The sequence below is a fragment of the Pseudomonas sp. AK-TSAG1-1 genome (assembly GCF_056821665.1).
In genome coordinates this window covers 463284-486905 of the sequence record NZ_CM165965.1, presented here as the reverse complement: position 1 = coordinate 486905, position 23622 = coordinate 463284, and the positions used below count along the sequence as shown (strand labels likewise).

Annotated in this window: 24 protein-coding genes and 1 pseudogene; 13 read left to right on the top strand and 12 right to left on the bottom strand. The window is 61.3% G+C overall.

Going from position 1 to position 23622, the window contains the following annotated elements; all coding sequences use genetic code 11:
* Positions 1-28 precede the first annotated feature (28 nt).
* Both phaC and AC1UK9_RS02180 read left to right on the top strand, forming a co-directional pair.
* Positions 29-1711 carry a class II poly(R)-hydroxyalkanoic acid synthase gene (gene phaC, locus AC1UK9_RS02185; RefSeq protein ID WP_482579207.1) on the top strand — a complete coding sequence of 561 codons (1683 nt, stop codon included), beginning with the start codon at positions 29-31 and terminating at the stop codon, positions 1709-1711.
* A 30-nt stretch (positions 1712-1741) separates the two neighbouring features.
* Positions 1742-2362 carry a TetR/AcrR family transcriptional regulator gene (locus AC1UK9_RS02180; RefSeq protein WP_482579205.1) on the top strand — a complete coding sequence of 207 codons (621 nt, stop codon included), beginning with the start codon at positions 1742-1744 and terminating at the stop codon, positions 2360-2362.
* Between the two features lie 207 nt (positions 2363-2569).
* Here the strand turns inward: AC1UK9_RS02180 and AC1UK9_RS02175 are convergent, their stop codons facing one another.
* From AC1UK9_RS02175 to AC1UK9_RS02165, 3 genes are all read right to left on the bottom strand, one after another.
* Positions 2570-3484 (bottom strand): phasin family protein, encoded by a 915-nt coding sequence (locus AC1UK9_RS02175; protein ID WP_025110280.1) that lies wholly within the window; start codon positions 3482-3484, stop codon positions 2570-2572.
* Positions 3485-3494: 10 nt separating this feature from the next.
* On the bottom strand, positions 3495-3917 hold the full coding sequence (locus AC1UK9_RS02170) for a phasin family protein (protein ID WP_473014237.1): 423 nt from the start codon (positions 3915-3917) through the stop codon (positions 3495-3497).
* Positions 3918-4147: 230 nt separating this feature from the next.
* On the bottom strand, positions 4148-4423 hold the full coding sequence (locus AC1UK9_RS02165; RefSeq protein WP_025110282.1) for a polyhydroxyalkanoic acid system family protein: 276 nt from the start codon (positions 4421-4423) through the stop codon (positions 4148-4150).
* 166 nt (positions 4424-4589) lie between these two features.
* On the opposite strand from AC1UK9_RS02165, the gene ubiE reads away from it, so the two are divergent.
* The 11 genes and pseudogenes from ubiE to AC1UK9_RS02110 all read left to right on the top strand — a co-directional run bounded on the left by ubiE (position 4590) and on the right by AC1UK9_RS02110 (position 12660).
* On the top strand, positions 4590-5360 hold the full coding sequence (ubiE, locus tag AC1UK9_RS02160) for a bifunctional demethylmenaquinone methyltransferase/2-methoxy-6-polyprenyl-1,4-benzoquinol methylase UbiE (protein WP_003220857.1): 771 nt from the start codon (positions 4590-4592) through the stop codon (positions 5358-5360).
* Positions 5360-5983 carry a ubiquinone biosynthesis accessory factor UbiJ gene (locus tag AC1UK9_RS02155; RefSeq protein WP_086793910.1) on the top strand — a complete coding sequence of 208 codons (624 nt, stop codon included), beginning with the start codon at positions 5360-5362 and terminating at the stop codon, positions 5981-5983. The genes ubiE and AC1UK9_RS02155 overlap by 1 nt, the downstream gene beginning before the upstream one ends.
* Positions 5980-7584 carry a ubiquinone biosynthesis regulatory protein kinase UbiB gene (gene ubiB / locus AC1UK9_RS02150; protein ID WP_482579202.1) on the top strand — a complete coding sequence of 535 codons (1605 nt, stop codon included), beginning with the start codon at positions 5980-5982 and terminating at the stop codon, positions 7582-7584. The genes AC1UK9_RS02155 and ubiB overlap by 4 nt, the downstream gene beginning before the upstream one ends.
* Before the next feature lie 80 nt (positions 7585-7664).
* On the top strand, positions 7665-8066 hold the full coding sequence (gene hisI, locus AC1UK9_RS02145) for a phosphoribosyl-AMP cyclohydrolase (protein ID WP_025110285.1): 402 nt from the start codon (positions 7665-7667) through the stop codon (positions 8064-8066).
* Positions 8059-8391: a phosphoribosyl-ATP diphosphatase gene (locus AC1UK9_RS02140; protein WP_007909355.1), complete on the top strand. Its 333-nt coding sequence runs from the start codon at positions 8059-8061 to the stop codon at positions 8389-8391. Before hisI ends, AC1UK9_RS02140 begins: the two co-directional genes overlap by 8 nt.
* Before the next feature lie 25 nt (positions 8392-8416).
* Complete coding sequence (locus AC1UK9_RS02135; RefSeq protein WP_025110286.1) at positions 8417-8698, top strand: twin-arginine translocase TatA/TatE family subunit; 282 nt, start codon at positions 8417-8419, stop codon at positions 8696-8698.
* A gap of 10 nt (positions 8699-8708) precedes the next feature.
* On the top strand, positions 8709-9170 hold the full coding sequence (tatB, locus tag AC1UK9_RS02130; RefSeq protein WP_473014236.1) for a Sec-independent protein translocase protein TatB: 462 nt from the start codon (positions 8709-8711) through the stop codon (positions 9168-9170).
* Positions 9167-9955: a twin-arginine translocase subunit TatC gene (gene tatC, locus AC1UK9_RS02125; RefSeq protein WP_025110288.1), complete on the top strand. Its 789-nt coding sequence runs from the start codon at positions 9167-9169 to the stop codon at positions 9953-9955. Before tatB ends, tatC begins: the two co-directional genes overlap by 4 nt.
* Positions 9952-10659 carry a 16S rRNA (uracil(1498)-N(3))-methyltransferase gene (locus AC1UK9_RS02120; protein WP_473014235.1) on the top strand — a complete coding sequence of 236 codons (708 nt, stop codon included), beginning with the start codon at positions 9952-9954 and terminating at the stop codon, positions 10657-10659. The genes tatC and AC1UK9_RS02120 overlap by 4 nt, the downstream gene beginning before the upstream one ends.
* An 84-nt stretch (positions 10660-10743) precedes the next feature.
* Positions 10744-11757: pseudogene (locus AC1UK9_RS02115) on the top strand (methyl-accepting chemotaxis protein); the annotation flags it as partial.
* 30 nt (positions 11758-11787) lie between these two features.
* On the top strand, positions 11788-12660 hold the full coding sequence (locus tag AC1UK9_RS02110; protein ID WP_418323032.1) for a methyl-accepting chemotaxis protein: 873 nt from the start codon (positions 11788-11790) through the stop codon (positions 12658-12660).
* A gap of 96 nt (positions 12661-12756) precedes the next feature.
* Here the strand turns inward: AC1UK9_RS02110 and AC1UK9_RS02105 are convergent, their stop codons facing one another.
* The 9 genes from AC1UK9_RS02105 to AC1UK9_RS02065 form a co-directional block, all read right to left on the bottom strand.
* Positions 12757-13491 (bottom strand): amino acid ABC transporter ATP-binding protein, encoded by a 735-nt coding sequence (locus AC1UK9_RS02105; protein WP_482579198.1) that lies wholly within the window; start codon positions 13489-13491, stop codon positions 12757-12759.
* Positions 13484-14443: an amino acid ABC transporter permease gene (locus AC1UK9_RS02100; protein ID WP_025110292.1), complete on the bottom strand. Its 960-nt coding sequence runs from the start codon at positions 14441-14443 to the stop codon at positions 13484-13486. Before AC1UK9_RS02100 ends, AC1UK9_RS02105 begins: the two co-directional genes overlap by 8 nt.
* Before the next feature lie 141 nt (positions 14444-14584).
* Positions 14585-15382, bottom strand: coding sequence for a transporter substrate-binding domain-containing protein (locus AC1UK9_RS02095; protein WP_473014233.1), 798 nt, complete (start codon positions 15380-15382; stop codon positions 14585-14587).
* 173 nt (positions 15383-15555) lie between these two features.
* Positions 15556-18126 (bottom strand): glucans biosynthesis glucosyltransferase MdoH, encoded by a 2571-nt coding sequence (gene mdoH, locus AC1UK9_RS02090; protein WP_025110294.1) that lies wholly within the window; start codon positions 18124-18126, stop codon positions 15556-15558.
* Positions 18119-19900: a glucan biosynthesis protein G gene (locus tag AC1UK9_RS02085; RefSeq protein ID WP_177327326.1), complete on the bottom strand. Its 1782-nt coding sequence runs from the start codon at positions 19898-19900 to the stop codon at positions 18119-18121. The genes mdoH and AC1UK9_RS02085 overlap by 8 nt, the downstream gene beginning before the upstream one ends.
* Positions 19901-20207: 307 nt before the next feature.
* On the bottom strand, positions 20208-20645 hold the full coding sequence (gene dtd, locus AC1UK9_RS02080; RefSeq protein WP_102358787.1) for a D-aminoacyl-tRNA deacylase: 438 nt from the start codon (positions 20643-20645) through the stop codon (positions 20208-20210).
* Positions 20642-21613 carry a prolyl aminopeptidase gene (gene pip, locus AC1UK9_RS02075; RefSeq protein WP_003220824.1) on the bottom strand — a complete coding sequence of 324 codons (972 nt, stop codon included), beginning with the start codon at positions 21611-21613 and terminating at the stop codon, positions 20642-20644. The genes dtd and pip overlap by 4 nt, the downstream gene beginning before the upstream one ends.
* Positions 21614-21717: 104 nt before the next feature.
* Positions 21718-22635, bottom strand: coding sequence for an alpha/beta hydrolase (locus AC1UK9_RS02070; RefSeq protein WP_482580446.1), 918 nt, complete (start codon positions 22633-22635; stop codon positions 21718-21720).
* Positions 22635-23582 carry a choline ABC transporter substrate-binding protein gene (locus AC1UK9_RS02065; RefSeq protein ID WP_482579194.1) on the bottom strand — a complete coding sequence of 316 codons (948 nt, stop codon included), beginning with the start codon at positions 23580-23582 and terminating at the stop codon, positions 22635-22637. The genes AC1UK9_RS02070 and AC1UK9_RS02065 overlap by 1 nt, the downstream gene beginning before the upstream one ends.
* Positions 23583-23622 lie beyond the last annotated feature (40 nt).

Here is a 23622-nt window from a genome sequence, read left to right as displayed (position 1 = left end):
TGACCTGAAGACGAAGGAGTGTTGAGTCATGCGCGACAAACCTGCGACGGGCGTAGTGCCCAGTCCCGCCGTGTTCATCAATGCACAAAGTGCAATGACCGGCCTGCGTGGCCGCGACCTGATCTCGACGCTGCGCAGTGTCGCAGCCCACGGCCTGCGCAACCCGCTCCACAGTGCCAGGCACGCCTTGAAACTCGGCGGCCAGCTCGGTCGCGTGTTGCTCGGTGAAACCCTGCACCCGACCAACCCGCAGGACACGCGGTTCACCGACCCGGCATGGAGCCTCAACCCCTTCTACCGACGCAGCCTGCAGGCGTATCTGGCCTGGCAGAAACAGGTCAAGAGCTGGATCGACGAAAGCAGCATGAGCGAGGACGACCGCGCCCGCGCGCACTTCGCGTTCACGCTGCTCAACGACGCCGTGGCGCCCTCCAACACCTTGCTCAATCCGCTGGCGATCAAGGAGCTGTTCAACTCCGGCGGTCACAGCCTGGTGCGCGGCCTGAGCCATCTGTTCGACGATCTGCTGCACAACGACGGCCTGCCGCGCCAGGTGACCAAGCAGGCATTCGAAGTCGGCAAGACCGTCGCCACGACCACCGGCTCAGTGGTATTTCGCAACGAGATGCTCGAGCTGATCCAGTACAAGCCGATGAGCGAAAAACAGTACGCCAAGCCGCTGCTGGTGGTGCCGCCGCAAATCAACAAGTACTACATTTTCGACCTCAGCCCTCAAAACAGCTTCGTCCAGTACGCACTGAAAAACGGTTTGCAGACCTTCATGATCAGTTGGCGCAACCCGGATGTGCGCCATCGCGAATGGGGTCTGTCGACCTATGTCGAGGCGGTGGAAGAAGCGATGAACATCTGCCGGGCCATCACCGGCGCCCGTGACGTCAACCTGATGGGCGCCTGCGCCGGTGGCCTGACCATCGCCGCGCTGCAAGGTCATCTGCAAGCCAAACGCCAACTGCGGCGGATCTCCAGCGCGACCTATCTGGTTAGCCTGCTCGACAGTCAGATCGAAACCCCGACCACGCTGTTCGCCGACGAACAGACCATCGAAGCGGCCAAGCGCCGCTCCTATCAGAAAGGCGTGCTGGACGGTCGCGACATGGCCAAGGTGTTCGCCTGGATGCGGCCCAACGACTTGATCTGGAGCTACTTCGTCAACAACTACCTGTTGGGTAAAGAGCCGCCGGCCTTCGACATCCTCTACTGGAACAACGACAACACGCGCCTGCCCGCCGCGTTCCATGGCGACCTGCTGGACTTTTTCAAGCACAACCCGCTGACCCACCCGGGCGGCCTGGAAGTCTGCGGTACGCCGATCGACCTGCAGAAAGTCACCGTCGACAGCTTCAGCGTGGCCGGCATGAACGACCACATCACGCCGTGGGATGCGGTGTATCGCTCAACCCTGCTGCTCGGTGGCGAGCGGCGCTTCGTGTTGTCCAGCAGCGGCCATGTGCAAAGCATCCTCAATCCGCCAAGCAACCCCAAAGCCAGTTACGTCGAAAACGGCAAGCTGAGCAGCGACCCACGCGCCTGGTATTACGACGCCAAACGCGTCGACGGCAGTTGGTGGCCACAGTGGCTGGAATGGATTCAGCAACGCTCCGGCGCCCAGCACGAGACCCTGATGACCCTCGGCAACCCGAACTATCCACCGATGGAGGCGGCACCCGGCACCTACGTGCATGTGCGCTGACGCTTAACTGAACTTTTCTAAGAAGACTGGATGAAAACCCGCGACCGGATCCTCGAATGTGCCCTGCAACTGTTCAACGAAAAGGGTGAGCCCAACGTCTCCACCATGGAAGTTGCCAACGAAATGGGGATCAGCCCCGGCAACCTCTACTACCACTTCCACGGCAAGGAGCCGTTGATTCTCGGCCTGTTCGAACGCTTCCAGAACGAACTGGCGCCGCTGCTCGACCCACCACCGGATGTCGAGTTGGCGCCGGAGGATTACTGGCTGTTTCTGCATCTGATCGTCGAGCGCCTGGCGCAGTACCGCTTTCTGTTCCAGGACCTGTCGAACCTCGCCGGGCGCCTGCCGAAACTGGCCAAGGGCATTCGCAACCTGCTCAACGCCCTCAAGCGCACGCTCGCGGCCTTGCTCGCACGGTTGAAAGCGTCGGGGCAGTTGGTCAGTGATACCCAGGCGCTGGGGCAACTGGTCGAGCAGATCACCATGACCCTGCTGTTCTCGCTGGACTATCAGCGGATTCTGGATCGGGAGGGTGAGGTCAGACTCGTCGTGTACCAGATCATGATGCTGGTGGCGCCGCATCTGTTGCCGCCGGTGAAGGTGGCGACTGAGCGAATGGCCCTGCAGTACCTCGAAGATCACGACTGACCCGGATCTCTGCAGCAACGAATATCCCCTGCGGGAGCGAGCCTGCTCGCGAAAGCGGTGTGTCAGTCGATATCTGCCTGACTGACAGTCTGCATTCGTGAGCAGGCTCGCTCCCACCGGGAGATTGGGGGGTGTGCTGACGAGTGTCTACACCAACAAAAAACGCCCGACCTTCACAGGCCGGGCGTTTTGTTTTGCCCTGAAGAATCAGGACTGACTGGTTGGCGTCGACGGGGTCGATGCAGCAGTCGGGGTTGCCACCGGAGTCGGAGCAGCGGCCGAATTCGACGCGCTGACCGGCGCTGCCGGGGTAGCTGGCTTGGCTGCAGCAGCTACTGGCGGTTTCGCTGCAGCGGCTTTCGGTGCGGCCGGTTTTTTCACTGCAGGCTTTTTCGCCGCCGCCGGTTTGGCCGCAGGCTTGGCAGCCGGTTTGGCGGCAGCGGTTTTCGCTGCTGGCTTGGCGGCTGGTTTTGCTGCAGGTTTCGCAGCTGCTTTGGCGGCTGCCGGTTTGGCTGCAGCTTTTGCTGCTGGCTTGGCGGCGGCGGTTTTGGCGGCAGGTTTGGCTGCTGCGGTCTTGGCAGCAGGCTTGGCTGCAGGTTTAGCAGCCGCCTTGGCCAGCGGCTTGGCAGCGGTTTTAGCCGCAGGTTTGGCTGCAGCAGTCTTGGCAGCCGGTTTGGCCGCAGCGGTTTTCGCCGCTACAGGCTGGGTTTTCAGACCGGTGAGTTTCTCGATCTGCTTGGTCAGGGTTTCAACCTTGCTGTGCAGCGCTTTCACTTCATTGCGGCTTGGCACACCCAGGCGCGAAATCGCGCTGTTCAGGCGCTTGTCGAAAGCCCCTTCCAACTCGTCCCACTTGCCCAGTGCGCGATCTTTCACGCCGCTGATGCGCGACTTGGCCGAAGAAGCGGAGTCCTTGGCGGCATCGACTTTCTTGCCGACTGCAGACTTGGTGAGCTTCTCGGCTTTCTCGCCGTCTTTGACCAGTGTCTCGAAGAGCTTGCTGCCGTCAGTGTCGATCTTCGAGTACACGCCTAAACCAGCCAGCCAGATTTTGCGGGAGTAGTCTTCGACTTTCCCGATCCACGAGCTGCCTTCTTTATCGGTGTTCTTTTTACCAGCCATCCCGTTCTCCTTAAGATTTACGCGCGACGCGTTCGAGCAATGCCGTCAGCTCATCGAGCTTAGCAGAGAGTGTCTCAACGTCATGTTTAGACGGAATGCCGATACGATTCAAGGCGCTTGCTACGCGGGAGTCGAACGCCTTCTCGACCTTGTCGAGCTGAACTTCGACCCGGCCTTTGAATGAGCTCACTTCGCTCTTGGCTTCATCGATCTCGGCATTGGCCGCTTCGAGTTTTTCAGTGACGGCTTTTTTGCCTTTCTTTTCAACAGTTTGACCAGCCTTGATCAACTCCTGAAAGTACTCGCTGCCCTCTTGGCCAACCTTGGCGTAGGCACCCAGGCCTGCCAGCCAGATCTTGCGGGCATAGGATTTGACGTCGCTCAGAGCAGAAGTCGAAGCTTCGATTTTTTTCTTCAGAATTACTTTGGCCATGGTGCACCTCACGCGCAGAAGGTTTGAGGAACTGCCCGCAGATGTGTCGGGCTCAGGCACAAAGTAGGGAGAAAAATTAGAAACGGCACCCTAACAACTGACATAAAAGCCGGGATGCAGCGCAAAAAAATGTAGGAGTGAGCCTGCTCGCGATAGCGGTCTGTCAGTCACAGAAACTTGACTGACAGACCGCTATCGCGAGCAGGCTCACTCCTACAGGGAACCGTATTTCAGACCAGGGCTTTATCCAGCGCCTTCTCGATCTCGGCTTTGATCATGCCGCTCATGGCCGACATCATGATGCCCAGCTCGACATCGACCTTGATCGAATCGTCGGCCACGTGCACCGCGCCTTTCACGCCCGAGCGCTTGAGGTTGAGGGTGTCGCCCGACCATTGCGGCTCCAGGCCATATTGGTCGGAGAGTTTTTGCGCCAGCTTGTCAGCCTTCTCGCGGGCGGCTTCCTTGCCCAGGTTGTGTGCACGCTCAACACTGATTTTGGCCATTGAATGACTCCTGCTTTTTGAATGGGGCTGTGAATACGTGTCGGTAAATCTTGACCACCTCTGCGGCAAATCGTCCCGAAGGTTGCCCATCTTACCTTTAGCCATTCCAAGACAAAGCATGGCTTGGGGATTAGAATGTCGCGCATTCTCTTTTGGTGACAGCGATATGACTGATCAGCGCAAAGGCAGCGATGCCGAACCCACCACACACTTCGGCTTCAAAAACGTTCCGGAAAGCCAGAAAGCGGAAAAAGTCGCTGAGGTTTTCCACTCGGTAGCCGCCAAATACGATCTGATGAACGACCTTCTGTCGGGCGGCATGCACCGTCTGTGGAAGCGTTTTGCGATCGAACTGTCGGGCGTTCGCAGCGGCAACCGCGTGCTGGACATCGCCGGCGGTACCGGTGACCTGACCAAGAAATTCTCGCACCTGGTCGGCCCGACCGGTCAGGTGGTGCTGGCCGACATCAACGAATCGATGCTCAAGGTCGGTCGAGACCGCCTGCTGGACCTGGGTGTGTCGGGCAACGTCGAATTCGTTCAGGCGGACGCGGAAAAACTGCCGTTCCCGGACAACCACTTCGACTGCGTAACCATCGCCTTCGGCCTGCGCAACGTGACGCATAAAGAAGACGCCCTGCGCTCGATGCTGCGCGTGCTCAAGCCGGGCGGCCGTCTGCTGGTGCTGGAGTTCTCCAAGCCGACCAATGCGCTGATGTCCAAGGCCTACGACGCCTACTCGTTCGCCTTCATGCCGCTGATGGGCAAGCTGATCACCAACGACTCGGAAAGCTATCGCTACCTGGCCGAATCGATCCGCATGCACCCGAATCAGGAAACCCTGAAGTCGATGATGGTCGACGCCGGTTTCGACCGTGTGACCTATCACAACATGACCGCAGGCATCGTCGCCCTGCACCGCGGCATCAAGCCCTGATGCTGCTCACCGGGCTGCTCGCCAGCGTCGAACTCGGCCTCAACCGGGTGCTGCGTCTCGACAGCACGGCGCTGCCGCGGCTGGCGCATCTGACCGGCAAGGTAATCGCCGTTGATTGCCGCAGTCCGGCGCTGCAGCTGTTCATCCTGCCGAGCGACGAAGGCCTGATGCTCGCCTCGCACTGGGAGACCGGTGTCGACTGCACCCTGCGCGCCCCGGCTTCAAGCCTGGTGAAACTGGCCGTGAGCAAGGACAAGACCGCGGTGCTGCATGCCCCGGAAGTCGAACTCGATGGCGACAGCGGCGTGCTGCTGGAACTGGCCGGCGTGCTGCAGGATCTTGAGCTGGACTGGGAGTACGAACTCTCGCGCTGGCTCGGCCCGGTCGCCACGCAACTGGTCGGCGGTCATCTGCGCAGCCGCGCACGCTGGTATCAACAAGGATTTGCCAGCCTCAACCAGAACCTCGCCGAGTACCTCGCCGAAGAATCACGCACCCTTGTCGGGCAGCGCGAAGCCGAAGCTCGGTTCAGCGAACTGGACCGGATCAAACTTGATCTGGAACGTCTCGAGGCGCGTTTCGAGCGCCTTTCCCGATCCCTCGACCCAAGCGATAACGCATGAAGCTGCTTGCCGTCCGCCGTCTGTTGCGCATCCAGCGCGTCGTGATCCGCTACCGCCTCGATGACCTGCTGTTCGATCTGCCGCTGCCCTGGTTTCTCCTGGCGATGCGCTATGTGCTGCCGTGGCGCTGGTTCCCGCGCAAGCCGCTGGACCTGAGCCGTGGCGCGCGCCTGCGTCTGGCCCTGCAGGATCTGGGGCCGATTTTCATCAAGTTCGGGCAGATTCTCTCGACCCGCCGCGACCTGCTGCCGGAAGACATCGCCGATGAGCTGATGCTGTTGCAGGACCGCGTGCCGCCGTTCGATTCGCAGCTGTCAGTCAAACTGATCGAAGAGCAGCTGGGCAAGAAGATCAGTGAAGTGTTCAGCCGCTTTGACGTCGAGCCGCTGGCCTCGGCCTCGGTGGCGCAGGTGCATGCCGCGCAGCTGAAAACTGGCGAAGAAGTGGTGGTCAAGGTGATCCGCCCGGGCCTGAAGCCAATCATCGCGCAGGATCTCGCGTGGCTGTTCATCCTCGCCCGCGCCGCCGAAAAAGTCTCGGCCGACGCGCGCCTGCTGCACCCGGTCGACGTGGTGCAGGACTACGAAAAAACCATCTACGACGAGCTCGACCTGCTGCGCGAGGCGGCCAACGCCAGCCAGTTGAAGCGCAACTTCGAAGGCTCGCCACTGCTTTATGTGCCGCAAGTCTATTGGGACTGGTGCCGGCCGAAAGTGCTCGTGATGGAGCGCATCTACGGAATCCAGGTCACCGATCTGGCGACCCTCGCCGACCAGCGCACCGACATGAAAATGCTCGCCGAGCGTGGCGTGGAGATCTTCTTCACCCAGGTGTTCCGCGACAGTTTCTTCCACGCCGACATGCACCCGGGCAACATCTTCGTCAGTACCGTCAACCCGTGGAGCCCGCAGTACATCGCGATCGACTGCGGCATCGTCGGCAGCCTGACCCCGGAAGACCAGGACTATCTGGCGCGCAACCTGTTTGCCTTCTTCAAGCGCGACTATCGCCGCGTGGCGCAGTTGCACATCGATTCGGGCTGGGTGCCGGCAGAAACCAAACTCAACGAGTTCGAAGCGGCAATCCGTACTGTGTGCGAGCCGATCTTCGAAAAACCGTTAAAAGATATTTCATTTGGCCAGGTGCTGATGCGCCTGTTCCAGACCGCGCGACGCTTCAACATGGAAGTCCAGCCGCAGCTGGTGCTGCTGCAAAAGACCCTGCTGAACATCGAAGGCCTCGGCCGTCAGCTGTACCCGGACCTGGATCTGTGGAACACCGCGCAGCCGTTCCTCGAACGCTGGATGCGCGAGCGCGTCAGCCCGAAAGCCTTGATCGGCAACGTGCAGAGCCAGTTCGAACAGCTGCCGCACCTGGCCAACATGGCCCGCGACCTGCTCGAACGCATGTCCCAGCCACACGCCAACGACCCGCCACCGCCGTGGCACAAGCGCAAGGACGACTGGTTCCTGCGTCTGCTCGGCAGTGCTCATCTGGCGGGCGGCACCATTCTCGCCGCCGGTGGCCCGATGCACGAACTGGGGCATTGGCCCGCCGGGATCATGGTGGCAGTCGGCTTGTATCTGGTCGTTCGCCGATAGCCAGTTGCGTGATCGGCTGGCACACTGTTTCAACGCCTGAACCCGACTATTGAAGTGTGGGTTCGCTGTCGGAGTCGAAGATGAAAAACTGGCTGGACGAGATCAAGTGGGACGCCGATGGCCTGGTGCCGGCGATTGCCCAGGATCACAAGACCGGACGCGTGCTGATGATGGCCTGGATGAACCGCGAAGCCCTGGAGCTGACCGCATCCGAAAACCGTGCCATCTACTGGTCACGTTCCCGTGGCAAGCTGTGGCGCAAGGGCGAAGAGTCCGGCCACGTACAGACCCTGCATGAAATGCGTCTGGACTGTGACGCCGACGTGATCATCCTGATGGTCGAACAGATCGGCGACATCGCTTGCCATACCGGCCGTCAAAGCTGCTTTTACCGAGTCTTCGAAAACGGCGACTGGAAAACGGTCGATCCGGTTCTGAAAGACCCGCACGCCATCTACTCCGCAGGACACAAACATGAGTGACACCCTGACTCGTCTGGCCGAAGTGCTCGAAGAGCGCAAAGGCGCAGCGGCCGACAGCTCATATGTAGCTAGTCTGTATCACAAGGGCCTGAACAAGATTCTGGAGAAAGTCGGCGAAGAGTCGGTCGAAACCATTATCGCCGCCAAGGACGCTGCCATCAGCGGCGACTGCAGCGACGTGATCTACGAGACCGCCGACCTGTGGTTCCACAGCATGGTCATGCTCGCCCAACTGGGGCAGCATCCACAGGCTGTGCTGGATGAACTGGATCGCCGCTTCGGCCTGTCGGGACACGTCGAGAAAGCCTCGCGTCCATCCGCCTGAACAATTTTTAGAGAGGAACAGCAACATGGGCATTTTTGACTGGAAACACTGGATCGTCATTCTGGTTGTCGTGGTGCTGGTGTTCGGCACCAAGAAACTGAAAAACCTCGGCACCGACGTCGGTGAGTCGATCAAGGGCTTCCGTAAAGCCATGAACGACGACGAGAAAGCGGCCGCCGATCCGACCGTAACGCCTGCGCAACCGGTACCACCGGTGCAGCCGCAAGCCACCGCTCAGGCCAATCCGCCGCACACCATCGACGTGCAGGCGCAGAAAGTCGAAGAGCCGATCCGCAAAGACGTGTGAGCACTGACTAATGTTTGGTATCAGCTTCTCTGAACTGCTGCTCGTCGGCCTCGTTGCCCTGCTGGTTCTGGGCCCCGAGCGTCTGCCGGGCGCTGCGCGCACCGCTGGCCTGTGGGTCGGGCGGCTGAAGCGCAGCTTCAACGCGATCAAACAGGAAGTTGAGCGTGAAATCGGTGCCGACGAGATCCGTCGGCAACTGCACAACGAGCACATTCTGTCGCTGGAGCAGGAGGCGCGGAAGATTTTCACGCCACCGGTTCAGCAGGAGCCGACGCCGGTTGAACACGTGGGTGAGCAGACGATTCATGCGCCAAGCGCGCCTGTCGCGCCGACACCTGCACCTGCATCCGTTGTAGCGCCGACAGAACCTGTGTCCGCAGTTGCAGAACATTCGGTTGAACACGTAGCTGCACCCGCCGCGCCGACAACACCGGCCCCTCACGACCCAACACTGCCGCCGCGAGCCCCATGAGCGATCTCCCCGAAAACGACCAGCACATGCCGCTGGTATCGCACCTCACCGAGTTGCGCACTCGCCTGCTGCGTTGTGTGGCGGCAGTCTTCATCATCTTCGCCGGGTTGTTCGCCTTCACCCAGCAGATCTACACCTTCGTCTCGACGCCGCTGCGCCAGTACCTGCCGGTCGGCGCGACGATGATCGCCACCGATGTGTCGTCGCCCTTCCTGACGCCGCTGAAGCTGACGATGATGGTTTCGCTGTTTCTCGCGATCCCGGTGATCCTGCATCAGATCTGGGGCTTCATCGCGCCGGGCTTGTACAAGCACGAGAAGCGCATCGCGGTGCCGCTGCTGGTGTCGAGCATCCTGCTGTTCTACACCGGCATGGCGTTCGCCTATTACTTCGTGTTTCCGCTGATCTTCAAGTTCTTCGCCGCCGCGACCCCGGCCGGCGTGGAAATGATGACCGACATCACCAGTTACCTCGACTTTGTGATGACGCTGTTCTTCGCCTTCGGCGTCGCGTTCGAAATCCCGGTGGCCGTGGTGCTGCTGGTGTGGATCGGCGTGGTCGACGTCAAATACCTGAAGAAGATCCGTCCGTACGTGATCATCGGCTGCTTCGTGGTCGGCATGATCCTCACGCCGCCGGACATCTTCTCCCAGACCCTGCTGGCCGTGCCGATGTGGATGCTGTTTGAAATCGGCATCCTGTTCGGCAGCCTGGTCAGCAAGCGCGAGCGCCCGGACGAAACCGTCGACGACCATAACGACCAGCCGCCAGCGACGCAGCCATGAACCTGTTGTTGCTCGAAGAGGCCGATTTCATTGCGGCCGACCGCGTCGTGCTGCGTGATCGGCGCCTGACTCACATGCAGGAAGTCCACCGCTCGGAAGTTGGCGACAGCCTGCGGGTCGGGCGCATCGGCGGGTTGATGGGCTCGGCCGAGCTGCTGCGTCTGGAAGCGGGCGAAGCCGAACTGCGGGTCACCCTCGATCAGCCACCACCGGCCAAGCTGCCGCTCACTCTGGTATTGGCCCTGCCGCGCCCGAAGATGCTGCGGCGGGTGTTCCAGACCGTGGCGACCATGGGCGTGTCGAAGGTGATTCTGGTCAACAGCTACCGCGTCGAAAAGAGCTTCTGGCAGACGCCGTTTCTGGAGCCGGAAGCGATTCGCGAGAATTTGATCCTCGGTCTCGAACAGGCTCGCGATACGGTCCTGCCGGAGATCATCATCGAGAAGCGCTTCAAGCCGTTCGTCGAAGACCGTCTGCCGGCGATCAGCGAAGGCACCCTCGGTCTGGTTGGCCACCCCGGCAACTACCCGCCCTGCCCGCGAGCACTGAGCGAACCGGTGACCCTGGCGATCGGCCCTGAAGGCGGCTGGATCCCCTACGAAATCGATCTGCTGGGCAAGTCCGGCCTGCAACCGGTGCAACTGGGCGAGCGCATCCTGCGCGTCGAAACCGCCGTCACCGCCCTCCTCGCCCGCCTGTTCTAACCCGACAAATCGGGTTACAGATTGCCATCACCCAGCCGATACAGTTCCCATAAGTCCAATTAGTGGTCCGAGGGGAGTCGTCGCATGTACCGTTGGTTAGCCGAGAATCTTGGGAACGTCAGCGTCAAACGCAAGCTGGGGATCGGTTTCGGCCTGGTGCTGTTGCTGACGCTGTTGATCACCTTCACCGGCTGGACCGGCATGAGCGGCATCATCAGCCGTGGCGACAAGCTGGGTTTCATCTCCAGCCTCAACGAACTGACCAAGGACCTGCGCCTGGCGCGTCTGGACTATGAAGCGCGCCGTGGCGAGCAAGGCCCGGGCGCGGTCAACGACCTGCTGGGCAAACTCGACAGCGGCCTGCAAACCGCACGTGGCCTGATCGAACAACCGGCCGACGCCGCGAAGGTCGACCAACAACTGGCCGCCGTCGCCGAATACAAGCGCGCTTTCGCCGACATGGTGCAGGCCGGCGCCAACCGCGAAGACGCCCGCAGCAAACTCGGCGCCACCGCCGACAACGCCGTGGCCAAGGTCGCCGAGGTGGAGAAATCCATGCTCCAGGGCGACAGCGTTGCGCAGTTCAACGCAGTGATCGACCTGAGCAAACTGATCCAGCAAGCGCGCTTCCAGGTGCGCGGCTACACCTACAGCGGCAAGACCGAAGCCGAGCAGCCTGCGCTCGACGCCATCGACAATGCTCTGAAGAACCTCGACACCCTGCCCGCCAAACTGCCTGAGCAGCACATCGCCAACCTGCAGCAGGCCACCGACTCGCTCAAGGCCTACCGCGCGGCGGTCAGCCAGTTCCGCGATTCGCAGGTCGCCAGTGCCAAGGCCCTGGCCCGCATGTCGACCCAGGGCGACATCCTGCTCGACGTCAGCAGGCAACTCACCGAATCGCAGACCGTGGTGCGCGACACCGACGCCGCCAGTGCCAAGAACCAGTTGATCATCGCCACCCTGCTGGCCGTGGCCTTCGGCTTGCTGGCTGCGTGGGCGATCACCCGGCAGATCATCATTCCGCTGAACCAGACCCTGAAAGTTGCCGAGCGCGTCGCCGCCGGCGACCTGACCCACAACCTGGTGTCGCAGCGCCGCGACGAACTGGGCCAGTTACAGCGCTCGATGCAGAGCATGACTCAGGGCCTGCGCGACCTGATCGGCGGCATCAGCGATGGCGTCACGCAGATCGCCAGCGCTGCCGAGGAACTGTCGGCGGTCACCGAACAGACCAGCGCCGGGGTCAACAATCAAAAGATCGAGACCGATCAGGTCGCCACCGCCATGAACGAAATGGCCGCCACCGTGCAGGAAGTCGCGCGCAACGCCGAGGAGGCTTCCGAAGCCGCCGTGGCCGCCGACCAGCAGGCCCGCGAAGGCGACAAGGTGGTCGGTGAAGCCATTGCGCAGATCGAGCGTCTGGCGGTCGAAGTCGGCCACTCCACCGAGGCCATGGGCGAACTCAAGCGCGAAAGCGACAAGATCGGCAGCGTGCTCGACGTGATCAAGTCCGTGGCCCAGCAAACCAACCTGCTGGCGCTCAACGCGGCGATCGAAGCGGCGCGTGCCGGTGAGGCCGGACGTGGTTTCGCGGTGGTCGCCGATGAAGTGCGCAGCCTCGCCCAGCGCACGCAGAAGTCCACCGAAGAGATCGAAGAGCTGATCGTCGGCCTGCAGAACGGCACCCAGCAAGTAGCGACGATCATGGACAACAGCCGCAGCCTGACCGACAGCAGTGTGGAGCTGACCCGTCGTGCTGGCGGTTCGCTGGAAAGCATTACACGCACGGTCTCTGCGATTCAGGCGATGAACCAGCAGATTGCCGCAGCAGCCGAGCAGCAGAGTGCCGTGGCCGAGGAGATCAACCGTAGCGTGCTGAATGTGCGGGATGTGTCGGATCAGACCTCGGCCGCGAGTGAAGAGACGGCGGCGTCGAGTGTTGAGCTGGCGCGGTTGGGGACGCATCTGCAGATGCTGGTGGGGCGGTTCAAAGTCTGAGGTGATGCTTTCGCGAGCAAGCCCGCTCCCACAGGGGAACGCATTCCAACTGTGGGAGCGGGCTTGCTCGCGAAGGCTTACTGACAGGCGCTGAAATTACAGGACCTGACGCAGAAAGGCCTGAGCGCGCGGGTCCTTCGGTGCCTCGAAGAACTGCGCCGGCGACGCATCTTCCAGCAGTTTGCCGTGATCGAAGAACAGCACCCGATCCGCCACTTCCCGGGCAAAGCCCATTTCGTGGGTGACACAGACCATGGTCATGCCTTCCACGGCCAGGTTCTTCATCACATCCAGCACCTCACCGACCATTTCCGGGTCGAGGGCCGAAGTCGGTTCGTCGAACAGCATCACTTTCGGCTCCATCGCCAGCGCCCGGGCAATCGCCACGCGCTGTTGCTGACCGCCGGACAGGCGCGACGGATATTCGCGAGCCTTCTGCGCAATACCGACCTTCTCCAGCAACGCCAGAGCCTTGGCCTCGCTTTCCTTCTGCCCGCGCTTGCGCACGACTTTCTGCGCCAGACAGAGGTTTTCCAGCACGGTCATGTGCGGGAACAGGTTGAAATGCTGGAACACCATGCCGACTTCGCGGCGGTAGGCGTTGACGTCGGTTTTCGGATCGGCCAGTTGCAGGCCGTCGATGCTCACCGAGCCCGAGTCGAACGTTTCCAGGCCATTGAGGCAACGCAGGAAGGTCGACTTGCCGGAACCGGACGGGCCGATCACCACCAGCACTTCGCCCTTGGCGACGGAAGTGGTGACGTTATCCACAGCCCGTACTACCTGGCCACGGGTGTCGAAGACTTTTACCAGATCGCGGACTTCAATCACTTTGCGCGAGCCTCCGCTCAAGCCGGCTGGCGATTTTCGACAGCGGCAGGTTGATCAACAGGTACAGGCCGGCGACGCAGAACAGGATTTCGAACGGCGAGAACGAGGTGGTGATGACTTCGCGGCCACTTTTCAGCAACTCGGTAATCGCAATCACCGACACCAGCGAGGTGTCCTTGACCAGACTGATGAACTGTCCGGCCAACGGCGGCAGCACACGCTTTAACGCTTGCGGCAACACCACGTGGCGCATCGACTGGCCGGCGCTCAGACCGAGCGAGCGCGCCGCTTCGTTCTGCCCACGGGCGATCGACTGCACGCCGGAACGGATGATCTCGGCCACATAAGCGCCCGTGAACAGCGACAGCGCGGCGATCCCGGCGAACTCCCGGGACAGGTTCATCACCGTGCCGATGAAGAAGTAGAAAATGAAGATCTGCACCAGCAGCGGCGTGCCACGCACCAGCTCAACGTAGATGCTCGACAGGTCGCGCAGGGTCGGATTGCTCGACAGGCGGCACAGCCCGGTGACCAGACCGATCAGCAGACCGAGTACGCCGGACACCACCGACAGCCACAACGTGGTCCACAGCCCCCACAACAGCGGCCCTGCCGCCCAATGCCGGGTCACACCCACGACGTCGCCTTCGGCCACATCGTCGCCCTGAGCGAATTGCAGGCTGTTCTCGTCGACGGTCAGGTGTTGCTCGTCACCGGCGTCGTTGCGCAGGGTGACTTGCGCGCTGCCGCCCTTGCGTATCAGTTCGGTGACGGTGGAGATGTCGGTCGCGCGCTGGGTTTCTTCGGCCTGGTAGGCGAAGTACTGCGGCACGCGGTTCCAGCGCCATTCGTAGGACATCAGCGACGTGGCGTAATACAACGCGCCCGCCAGGCCGACCAGCACCAGCACGGTCAGGACGTGCCAGGGCCATTGGGCTTTTTTCTGTTTCATTGCAGGTTCCGGATTTTGTGTTGCCTTGGAGGCCCTCTTCGCGAGCAAGCCCGCTCCCACAGTGGATTTGTGGTGTTCACACAATCCCTGTGGGAGCGGGCTTGCTCGCGAATGGGGCGACTCGGTCTGACTGACCCAGTGTTATTCCATGTCCTTGAGCCAATCGGTGCTCTTGAACCACTTGTCATGGATGCGATCGTAGGTGCCGTCTTCGTGGATCTGGTGCAGGAAGTTGTTGATGAAGTTGATGCTGTCGTAGTCACCCTTCTTCAGGCCGAAGGCCAGCGGCTCATAGGTAAACGGCTTGTCGAGGAACACCAGTTTGCCGGCGCCGACCTTGCTCACCGCGACCACGTTGTATGGTGCGTCGTAGATGAAGGCGTCAGCCTTGCCATTGACCACGTCGAGCACCGCTTCCTGCTCGTTGTCGTAGCCGTGGTATTTGGCTTTGGCAATCAACTTCTTGGCGACCATTTCACCGGTGGTACCGAGCTTGGAGGTGATGCGGTAGTCGGCGGTGTTCAGATCTTTATAGGACTTGATGGTGCCTTCCAGCTCCTTGCGGATCAGCAGGGTCTGGCCGACAACGATGAACGGTTCGCTGAAGTTCAGGCGCAGGTTACGCTCCTGGGTCAGGGTCATGCCGCTGCCGATCATGTCGAACTTGTCCGTCATCAAGGCCGGGATAATGCCGTCGTAACCGGTGGAGACCAGCTCCAGCTTGACGCCCATGGCCTTGGACATGGCTTTGAGGATGTCCACTTCGAAGCCGATGATCTCGCCGCGCTTGTTGGTCATTTCGAACGGCATGTAGGTCGGATCCATACCGACTTTCAGCGTGCCGCGTTTGACCGCGTCATCGATTGCACCGGCGTGCGCCGCATTGACTGCAACCAGTGCCGTGACGCCGACCAGCAGCATCGACAGATACTTCTTCATCTTCAAGTCCCCAAAACCATTGCATGTGCGGCGCGAAAACCAGCAGTGATGGGCAAAAATGCCCGGGTGCGCCAATTCGGGGACGGATGCTAACGCACTCGTTCTTTTGCACAAGGGTTATGGACGATTTGTTTAACAATAAAAAAGCCCCGCTGGAGGGCGGGGCTTCTCTTTCAGGCCGGCTGAGCCTGCATGCTCACCGGCCGCAGCGGCAGTAACGGCGCATGCGGATCGGCTTTCACCGACGCACGCCAGGCATCCAGCCACTCGTTGTGACCTTCGGCCCAGACCAGCTCGTGCAGACGCGCCAGGGCTACCGGATCGCTCAGCAGTTGCAGGCGATCATGGTTGCTCAGCGCCGCCGGACCCGCCTTCAAGGCGTGGCGTACACGCTCCTGACGCAGCCACTCGATCGGCTCGGCCTGACCGTGACGGGCCGTCGCCAACGAGCACGCCAGGGCGTTCTGCTGCGGATCGACCACGGCGCGAATGAAGCCGTCGTTCAGCGCGTGCCAGCGGTTCTCGTGGGTGTACTGGTCGGTCGCCAGCAATGCCTGCGGCGGATTGTATTCCTCAGGGATGAGGAACAGGCTCTCGTCACGGGACTTGAGGCCCAGACCGACACGGCTGGAAATCACCGAGACCGGGATCGACAGCATCAGCGAACCAACGATCGGCACCAGCCACCACAGGAAGCTCGGGTTCAACCAGATCACCAGCAGCGCCCAGCAGAAGCCCAGCAGGGTCTGCGGACCATGGCGCTTGACTGCCTCGCTCCATGGCGTGGAGTCGTCGTCACGCTGCGGCGAGTTCCAGGTCGCGGCCCAGCCGAGGAACGCGGCGAGCACGAAACGGGTGTGGAAAATCATCCGCACCGGCGCCAGCAGCATGGAGAACAGCATCTCCAGCAGCATCGACAGGGTCACCTTGAACTTGCCGCCGAACTCTTTCGCGCCTTTGGCCCAGATCAGGATGATGCTCAACAGTTTCGGCAGGAACAGCAGCACGATGGTCGTCGAGAACAGCGCGATCGCCTTGTCCGGGTGCCATTGTGGCCACAGCGGATAGAGCTGACGCGGTTCAAGGAAGTACTGCGGCTCCATCAACGTGTTCACCGCCAGCAGCGCGGTCGACAGCACCAGGAAGAAGAACCACAGCGGCGCCGACAGGTACGACATCACGCCGGTCAGGAACACCGCGCGGTGCACCGGGTGCATGCCTTTGACCAGGAACAGGCGGAAGTTCATCAGGTTGCCGTGGCACCAGCGACGGTCACGCTTGAGTTCGTCGAGCAGGTTCGGCGGCAGTTCTTCGTAGCTGCCCGGCAGGTCGTAGGCAATCCACACGCCCCAACCGGCACGGCGCATCAGCGCGGCTTCAACAAAGTCGTGAGACAGGATCGCACCCGAGAAAGCACCTTTACCCGGCAACGGCGCCAGGGCGCAGTGGTCGATAAACGGCTTCATGCGGATGATCGCGTTGTGACCCCAGTAGTGAGATTCACCCAACTGCCAGAAGTGCAGACCGGCGGTAAACAGCGGGCCATAAACGCGGGTCGCAAACTGCTGCATGCGCGCATAGAGAGTGTCCATGCCCGACGCACGCGGCGCGGTCTGGATGATCCCGGCGTCCGGCGTGGCTTCCATCAAGCGCACCAGACTGGTCAGGCACTCGCCACTCATTACCGAGTCGGCGTCGAGCACGACCATGTACTTGTAGTCACCGCCCCAGCGACGGCAGAAGTCGTCGAGGTTGCCGCTTTTACGTTTCACACGACGGCGACGACGGCGATAGAAGATCTTGCCGAAGCCTTTGGCTTCGCGGCAAACATCCAGCCAGGCCTGTTGCTCAGCGACGCAGATATCGGTGTCGTTACTGTCGCTGAGAACGAAGAAGTCGAAGCGATCCAGATCACCCGTGGCTGCGACCGACTCGAACGTCGCCCGCAGACCGGCAAACACGCGTGGTACGTCTTCGTTGCAGATCGGCATCACCAGGGCAGTGCGTGCGTCTTTGGCAATCGGCTCGTTGCCGGCGCTTTTGCCGGAGATACGGTATTTGTCATGGCCGGTGAGCAACTCGAGGAAGCCCATCAGCGCCGTCCAGAAACCGGCCGAGACCCAGCAGAACAGAATCCCGAACAGGATCAGGATGCTGGTTTGCAGCGCATAGGGCAGCACTTGCGTGGCGGTTTGCAGCAGCGGCTGGTGCAGGACTTCTTCCAGATCGACGAACGACCAGCCCTGGTACGGCATGATGCCTTTCATGTACCAGCCGGCGACGATGGTCTGACCCAGCATCAGCAGCAACAGGATGTAGCGACGGATCGAACCGACGGTGCGCCAGCGCGCGGCCGGCAACACGTTCTCGTCCTTTGGCGGCTGTGGCGGGTTGGTGCGCCCGGTCAGACGACGCCAGCCACGCACCAGAATGTTGGTGCGCCATGGTTCCGGCACGACTTTGGTCCGACGGATCGGCGGCGTCGCCTTCATCGCGACCCGGCCGCTGGCGTCGAGCACCAGCATTTCCGCATCTTCCAGCTCTTCGGCGGTGCTCAGGGTCAGGCGCTTGCCCACCGAAGCCTGAGCGGCTTCGGCAGGGGCGTCGAACGTCGGCGACGACAAGCGCTGGTGCAGTTCGCTGAAGGACTGGCAGCCCGCGAGTTCCGCGCGCTGCTCGTCGGTCATCGGCAGATGCGCCAGATACTCGGACAGAGTCTCTGGCTGTACTTGAGAGTTACTCATCGGCAGGCAACTGATAGCTCCAGGTCTCGGTCAGGACTTCTTCAGTCGGTGCCGATTCCGGTGTGGCTGGGGCCGCGTCCGCAGCCGCTGGCTGCTTGGCGTCTTTGTTGGCCTTGTCCTTGGCATCAGCTACAGGCTTGGCGTCAGCCTGTTTGGCCTCGGCGGCCTTGGCTTCCTTGTCGAGTTTCTCTTGTTGCTTGGCAGCGACCTTGTCGGCCTTGGCGACGGACGAATTGGACGCCGGCACCGATTTCGCCAGATCAGCGGTCACGACTGGCTGTACCAGCGCGGCACGCATCTCGGTCGACTTGCTCGCGTCTTTGATTTTCATCCGCAGGGTCAAACGCCAGCCCTTGGTTTCAGGGTTGTAGCGCACACTGTTCTCAACCAGTTCGGCGTTGTCGCCAACACTGACCTGGCTGCGCACGTCGGCGTCCGGGGTCAGAGCGGCCAGCGATGGACCTTCGAAGTCGACCAGGTAGGCAACGCTGCCATCCGGCTGACGGATCAGGTTCGATTGCTTGACGTCACCGGTCGAACGCAGTGTCTGCGAAACCCAGGCGCTGTCCGGCGCGTGAATCGCCGCTTCGTCCATGGTCCAGTGCAGGCGGTAGGCGAAGTCCAGAGGCTTGCCTGGCTCTGGCATGGTTTCCGGGCTCCAGAACGCAACGATGTTGTCGTTGGTTTCGTCGGCGGTCGGAATCTCTACCAGATCAACAGTGCCCTTGCCCCACTCGCCCTTCGGCTCGATCCAGGCGCTTGGACGCTTGTCGTAGCGATCGTCGAGGTCTTCGTAGTGGCTGAAGTCGCGGCCACGTTGCAGCAGACCGAAACCACGCGGGTTCTCGACGCTGAAGTTGCTCACGGCCAGGTGTTTCGGGTTGTTCAGCGGACGCCAGATCCACTCGCCGTTGCCGGCATGGATCGACAGACCGCTGGAGTCGTGCAGTTCACGACGGTAGTTGAGAACCTTCGACGGCTGGTTGGCGCCGAACAGGAACATGCTGGTCAGCGGCGCGATGCCCAGTTTGCCGACCTTGTCACGCAGGAACACCTGCGCCTTGACGTCAACAATGGTGTCGCTGCCCGGGCGCAGGATCAGACGATAGGCACCGGTGGCACGCGGCGAGTCGAGCAGCGCGAAAATCACCAGATGCTTGTCACCCGGCTTCGGCTGTTGAATCCAGAACTCGCGAAAACGCGGGAACTCTTCGCCCGACGGCAGCGCAGTATCAATCGCCAGACCACGCGCCGAGAGGCCGTAGGTGTGGCCCTTGCCGACAACGCGGAAGTAACTCGCGCCGAGCATGGTCATGATTTCGTCTTGCTTGTCGGCCTTGTTGATCGGGTACAGCACACGGAAACCGGCGTAGCCGAGTTGCTCAGTGGCCTTCGGATCGAACTTGAGGTCGCCAAAATCAAAGCGGGTCGGATCGTATTTGATCTCTTCGACGGTGTTCGCGGTGATTTCGTTGATTTTCACCGGCGTATCGAAGTGCATACCCTGGTGATAGAAGGACAGCTTGAACGGGGTCTTCTGATCAGCCCACTCAGCCTTCTCGGTGAGGAAGCGGATTTTCTGATAGTCCGCGAATTTCATCTCACGAAATTCTGTCGGCAGGTTGCTGCGCGGGGCTTCGAACTTCTGCCCGGCCAGCTCTTTAGCCTTGGCCGATACATCGTCAAGATTGAACGCCCAAAGCTGGCCGGCGCTAAGCAGGCACAGGAGCGCCGAGCCCGCTACCAGGGCACTTCGCATGCGTTTGGCAGACATTTTTGCTGCATTACAGGGACTAACAATCACGAGCAACCCTCGCCGAAAACAGATCAAAAAACCAACGGCCAGCTATCTATATGCCAGGTTGGCGAGCATTGTTCCGACTCCGCTGGGGCAAAATGATTCCCCAATCGGATCCAGACAAGTCTCTACCTAAGTCAAAAATGGACCAACGAACGCTGATCCCCATAGCGCGCGATTATCTAGTAGCCCGCGTGACAACGCATCAGGGGTAACAAAGTATTTATCGCGAAAAACGCCTGTTTTCAGTCGAAAAGCCCTTGAAAAGATGTTTCAAGGGCTTTCATGTCTGTAACAGGAAGGTTACCGGGCCATCGTTGACCAGGTGCACCTGCATATCCGCGCCGAATCTACCTGATGCCACAGTGCCATGCATCTGTTTCGCTTTGCTTAATAGATAGTCGAACAATTCCTCGCCCAATGCCGGAGGGGCCGCGCTCGAGAAACTCGGACGCAACCCGCTCTTGGTGTCGGCAGCCAGGGTGAACTGAGAGACCAGCAGCAACCCGCCGCCCACATCCGCCAGGGACAGATTCATCTTGCCCTCGGCGTCACTGAATACCCGATAGTTAAGCAGCTTATGCAGAAGTTTGTCGGCGCTGGTACGCGTGTCGTCGGGTTCGACTGCCACCAGCACCAGCAAACCTTGATCTACCGCGCCGACGATCTCTCCCGCGACTTCGACGCGTGCTCCGCGCACGCGCTGTAAAAGCCCCTTCATGCTTCTTCGGGCGGCAGGTCGAGCAGGCGTCGGGCCATGTTGCTCGCAGCACGCACCAGCGCATCGGTGATACCCGGTTCGGAGGCGGCGTGACCGGCATCGCGGATCACCTGCAGCTCGCTGTTCGGCCAGGCTTGATGCAATTCCCAGGCATTGTCCAGCGGACAGATCACGTCGTAGCGACCATGAATGATCACCCCTGGCAGATGGGCGATCTTGCCCATGTCGCGGATCAGTTGATTCGGTTCCAGGAACGCGTTGTTGGTGAAGTAGTGACATTCGATCCGCGCAATCGACAGTGCGCGCTGCGGTTCGGAGAAGCGATCAACCACCAGCGGGTTCGGGCGCAGCGTCGCCGTGCGCCCTTCCCATGTCGACCAGGCCTTGGCCGCGTGCATCTGGGCGATCTGGTCGTTGCCCACCAGGCGCTTGTGGAAAGCGCTGAGCAGATCGTCGCGTTCATCCAGCGGGATCGGCGCAATGTAGTCCTGCCAGTAATCGGGGAACAGACGGCTGGCACCGGCCTGGTAGAACCACTCGATTTCCTGCGGACGGCAGAGAAAGATCCCGCGCAGGATCAGACCGTGCACGCGCTCTGGGTGGGTTTGCGCATAAGCCAGCGCCAGGGTCGAGCCCCACGAGCCGCCGAACAGCACCCATTTGTCGATGCCCAGGTGCTTGCGGATGCGCTCAAGGTCGGCGACCAGATCCCAGGTGGTGTTGTTTTCCAGGCTGGCATGCGGTGTGGAGCGTCCGCAGCCGCGCTGGTCGAAGGTGACAATGCGATACAGGTTCGGGTCAAAATAGCGACGGCTCTGGGCGTCGCAACCGGCGCCGGGACCACCGTGGATGAACACCACCGGCAGGCCTTCCGGCGAACCGCTTTCGTCGACGTACAGCGTGTGGGTGTCATCGACAGCCAGATCGTGCCGGGCATGGGGTTTGATCTGCGGAAACAATGTCTGCATTGCGCGCTCCGTAAGGGGTCGAGGTCATCCCTGGGGGGACTTCTATTATTCTGCCGTCCGGCATCATAAACCCGATTTACGTCAATGAGCATGCCCGTACGCAGTCACAATTTGTCAGCCATGAACCTCAGCAGGTTTTCGTAGAGCCGCTCGACCTCGGCGACCTGGCCACGCGCGCGCAAACAACCGTGCACCAGCCCTTCGCCGTAATAAAGCGAGGCGTCCGTACCGGCGGCGGACAGTTGCTCAACGTAGCGCACGCCGTCGTCGCGCAGCGGATCGAATTGCGCCACGGCGATCCAGGCCGGTGGCAAGCCGCTGAAATCGTCAGCGAGCAGCGGCATGGCATAAGCGTCCGGCTGATGGCTGCCACGCAGGTACAGCGCGCGGTAGTACTCAACGTCAGTGCTGCCGAGCAAGGGCGCATCGGCGCACTCGCTGCGCGACGGCAAGTGATCGCCACCACCCAACCCCGGGTAGATCAGCACTTGGGCCGCCGGCATCGACTCGCCGGCATCACGCAACGCCAGGCACAACGCGGCGGCGAGATTGCCACCGGCGCTGTCGCCGGCCACCAACTGTTTCTGCGGGTCAAACCAGAACGGCCCGCTGCGCAACGCCCGCCAGACACTCAGGCAATCCTCGAACCCGGCCGGGTATGGATGCTCCGGCGCCAGCCGATAATCCACCGCCACCACCATCGCGCCCAACGCCATGGCCAGTTCGAAACAGATGAAGTCGTGGGAGTCGAGCCCACCGACCACCCAACCGCCGCCGTGCAGGTACAGCACGCAGGGCCAGCCGCTGGCCGGTGGGGTAACCGGCGGACGGTACGAGCGCACGGGTACGCCGCTCAACTGGAAGTCGACGACCTCCAGCCCTGCCGGCCGCTCAGGCGTGAAAGCCCGACACATGGCGTCATAGGCGAGACGCAGTCCCGCAAGGCCAGTGTCATCACTGGCGTAGCCTTCAGTTCTCGCGACGAAGGCTGCCATCGCCGGAGAAAGCGGATAACGACTGATCATTTTTTCAGGCTGGCCAGAACCGCACCCGCGCCATCCTTGCCCTCGAAACTGCTGACCCCGGCCAGCCAGCGCTGCAGATCCTCGGGGTGTTCACGCAGCCAGTTCTTCGCCACTTCCTGCGGGGTCTTGCGCTCCATGATCGGCACCATCAACTGGCTTTCCTGGGCGGCAGTGAAGGTCAGGTTTTCCAGCAACCGATGCACGTTCGGGCAACGTTGGGCGTAATCCGGCGCGGTGACGGTGGACACGGTCGCGGCGCCTTCGTTGGGGCCGTAGACGTCTTCACTGCCGGTCAGGTAGGTGATTTTCATGTTGATGTTCATCGGGTGCGGGGTCCAGCCGACGAACACCACGAACTCCTTGCGGTTCACCGCACGCTGCACGGCGGCGAGCATGCCGGCCTCGCCGGACTCGATGATCTTGAAGTCCTTCAAGCCGAAGTGGTTGGTCTCGATCATGGTTTTGATGGTGGTGTTGGCACCGCTGCCCGGTTCGATGCCGTAAATCTTGCCGCCGAGCTGATCCTTGAACTTCGCGATGTCGGAAAAGGTTTTCAGCCCGGCCGCCGCCACGTAATCCGGCACCGCCAGCGTCGCCTGCGCATCCGAAAGGCTCGGCTTGCCCATGACCTTGACTTGGTTGGCAGCGACGAACGGCGCGATGTTGTTGTCCATCGCCGGTTTCCAGTAGCCGAGGAAGATGTCCAGGCGCTTGTCGCGAATGCCGGCAAAGATGATCTGCTGCACCGCGCTGGTCTGCTTGCTCTCATAGCCGAGGCCATTGAGCAACACGTCGGCCATGCCGCTGGTGGCGATCACATCGGTCCAGTTGACCACGCCCATGCGCACGGTTTTGCAGGACGCGTCGTCATTGGCCATGACGCCGGCGCTCAGCAGCGCGCTGCCGGTGAGGATTAACGCACAACGAGTGAAGAGTTTTTTCATTCGGGAGTTCTCGTGCGGCAGCGGATTATTGTCAGGTCGG

Bases quoted from the DNA above. Each gene is read 5' to 3' on its own strand.
- dtd (WP_102358787.1), bottom strand. From the start codon at position 20,645: ATGAAGGGGCTTTTACAGCGCGTGCGCGGAGCACGCGTCGAAGTCGCG.
- AC1UK9_RS02095 (WP_473014233.1), bottom strand. From the start codon at position 15,382: ATGAAGAAGTATCTGTCGATGCTGCTGGTCGGCGTCACGGCACTGGTT.
- pip (WP_003220824.1), bottom strand. From the start codon at position 21,613: ATGCAGACATTGTTTCCGCAGATCAAACCCCATGCCCGGCACGATCTG.
- AC1UK9_RS02155 (WP_086793910.1), top strand. From the start codon at position 5,360: ATGCTGCTCACCGGGCTGCTCGCCAGCGTCGAACTCGGCCTCAACCGG.
- AC1UK9_RS02100 (WP_025110292.1), bottom strand. From the start codon at position 14,443: ATGAAACAGAAAAAAGCCCAATGGCCCTGGCACGTCCTGACCGTGCTG.
- AC1UK9_RS02140 (WP_007909355.1), top strand. From the start codon at position 8,059: ATGAGTGACACCCTGACTCGTCTGGCCGAAGTGCTCGAAGAGCGCAAA.
- AC1UK9_RS02175 (WP_025110280.1), bottom strand. From the start codon at position 3,484: ATGGCTGGTAAAAAGAACACCGATAAAGAAGGCAGCTCGTGGATCGGG.
- AC1UK9_RS02120 (WP_473014235.1), top strand. From the start codon at position 9,952: ATGAACCTGTTGTTGCTCGAAGAGGCCGATTTCATTGCGGCCGACCGC.
- AC1UK9_RS02085 (WP_177327326.1), bottom strand. From the start codon at position 19,900: ATGTCTGCCAAACGCATGCGAAGTGCCCTGGTAGCGGGCTCGGCGCTC.
- AC1UK9_RS02065 (WP_482579194.1), bottom strand. From the start codon at position 23,582: ATGAAAAAACTCTTCACTCGTTGTGCGTTAATCCTCACCGGCAGCGCG.
- AC1UK9_RS02110 (WP_418323032.1), top strand. From the start codon at position 11,788: ATGCAGAGCATGACTCAGGGCCTGCGCGACCTGATCGGCGGCATCAGC.
- AC1UK9_RS02165 (WP_025110282.1), bottom strand. From the start codon at position 4,423: ATGGCCAAAATCAGTGTTGAGCGTGCACACAACCTGGGCAAGGAAGCC.
- AC1UK9_RS02180 (WP_482579205.1), top strand. From the start codon at position 1,742: ATGAAAACCCGCGACCGGATCCTCGAATGTGCCCTGCAACTGTTCAAC.
- mdoH (WP_025110294.1), bottom strand. From the start codon at position 18,126: ATGAGTAACTCTCAAGTACAGCCAGAGACTCTGTCCGAGTATCTGGCG.
- tatB (WP_473014236.1), top strand. From the start codon at position 8,709: ATGTTTGGTATCAGCTTCTCTGAACTGCTGCTCGTCGGCCTCGTTGCC.
- hisI (WP_025110285.1), top strand. From the start codon at position 7,665: ATGAAAAACTGGCTGGACGAGATCAAGTGGGACGCCGATGGCCTGGTG.
- phaC (WP_482579207.1), top strand. From the start codon at position 29: ATGCGCGACAAACCTGCGACGGGCGTAGTGCCCAGTCCCGCCGTGTTC.
- AC1UK9_RS02170 (WP_473014237.1), bottom strand. From the start codon at position 3,917: ATGGCCAAAGTAATTCTGAAGAAAAAAATCGAAGCTTCGACTTCTGCT.
- AC1UK9_RS02135 (WP_025110286.1), top strand. From the start codon at position 8,417: ATGGGCATTTTTGACTGGAAACACTGGATCGTCATTCTGGTTGTCGTG.
- ubiB (WP_482579202.1), top strand. From the start codon at position 5,980: ATGAAGCTGCTTGCCGTCCGCCGTCTGTTGCGCATCCAGCGCGTCGTG.
- tatC (WP_025110288.1), top strand. From the start codon at position 9,167: ATGAGCGATCTCCCCGAAAACGACCAGCACATGCCGCTGGTATCGCAC.
- ubiE (WP_003220857.1), top strand. From the start codon at position 4,590: ATGACTGATCAGCGCAAAGGCAGCGATGCCGAACCCACCACACACTTC.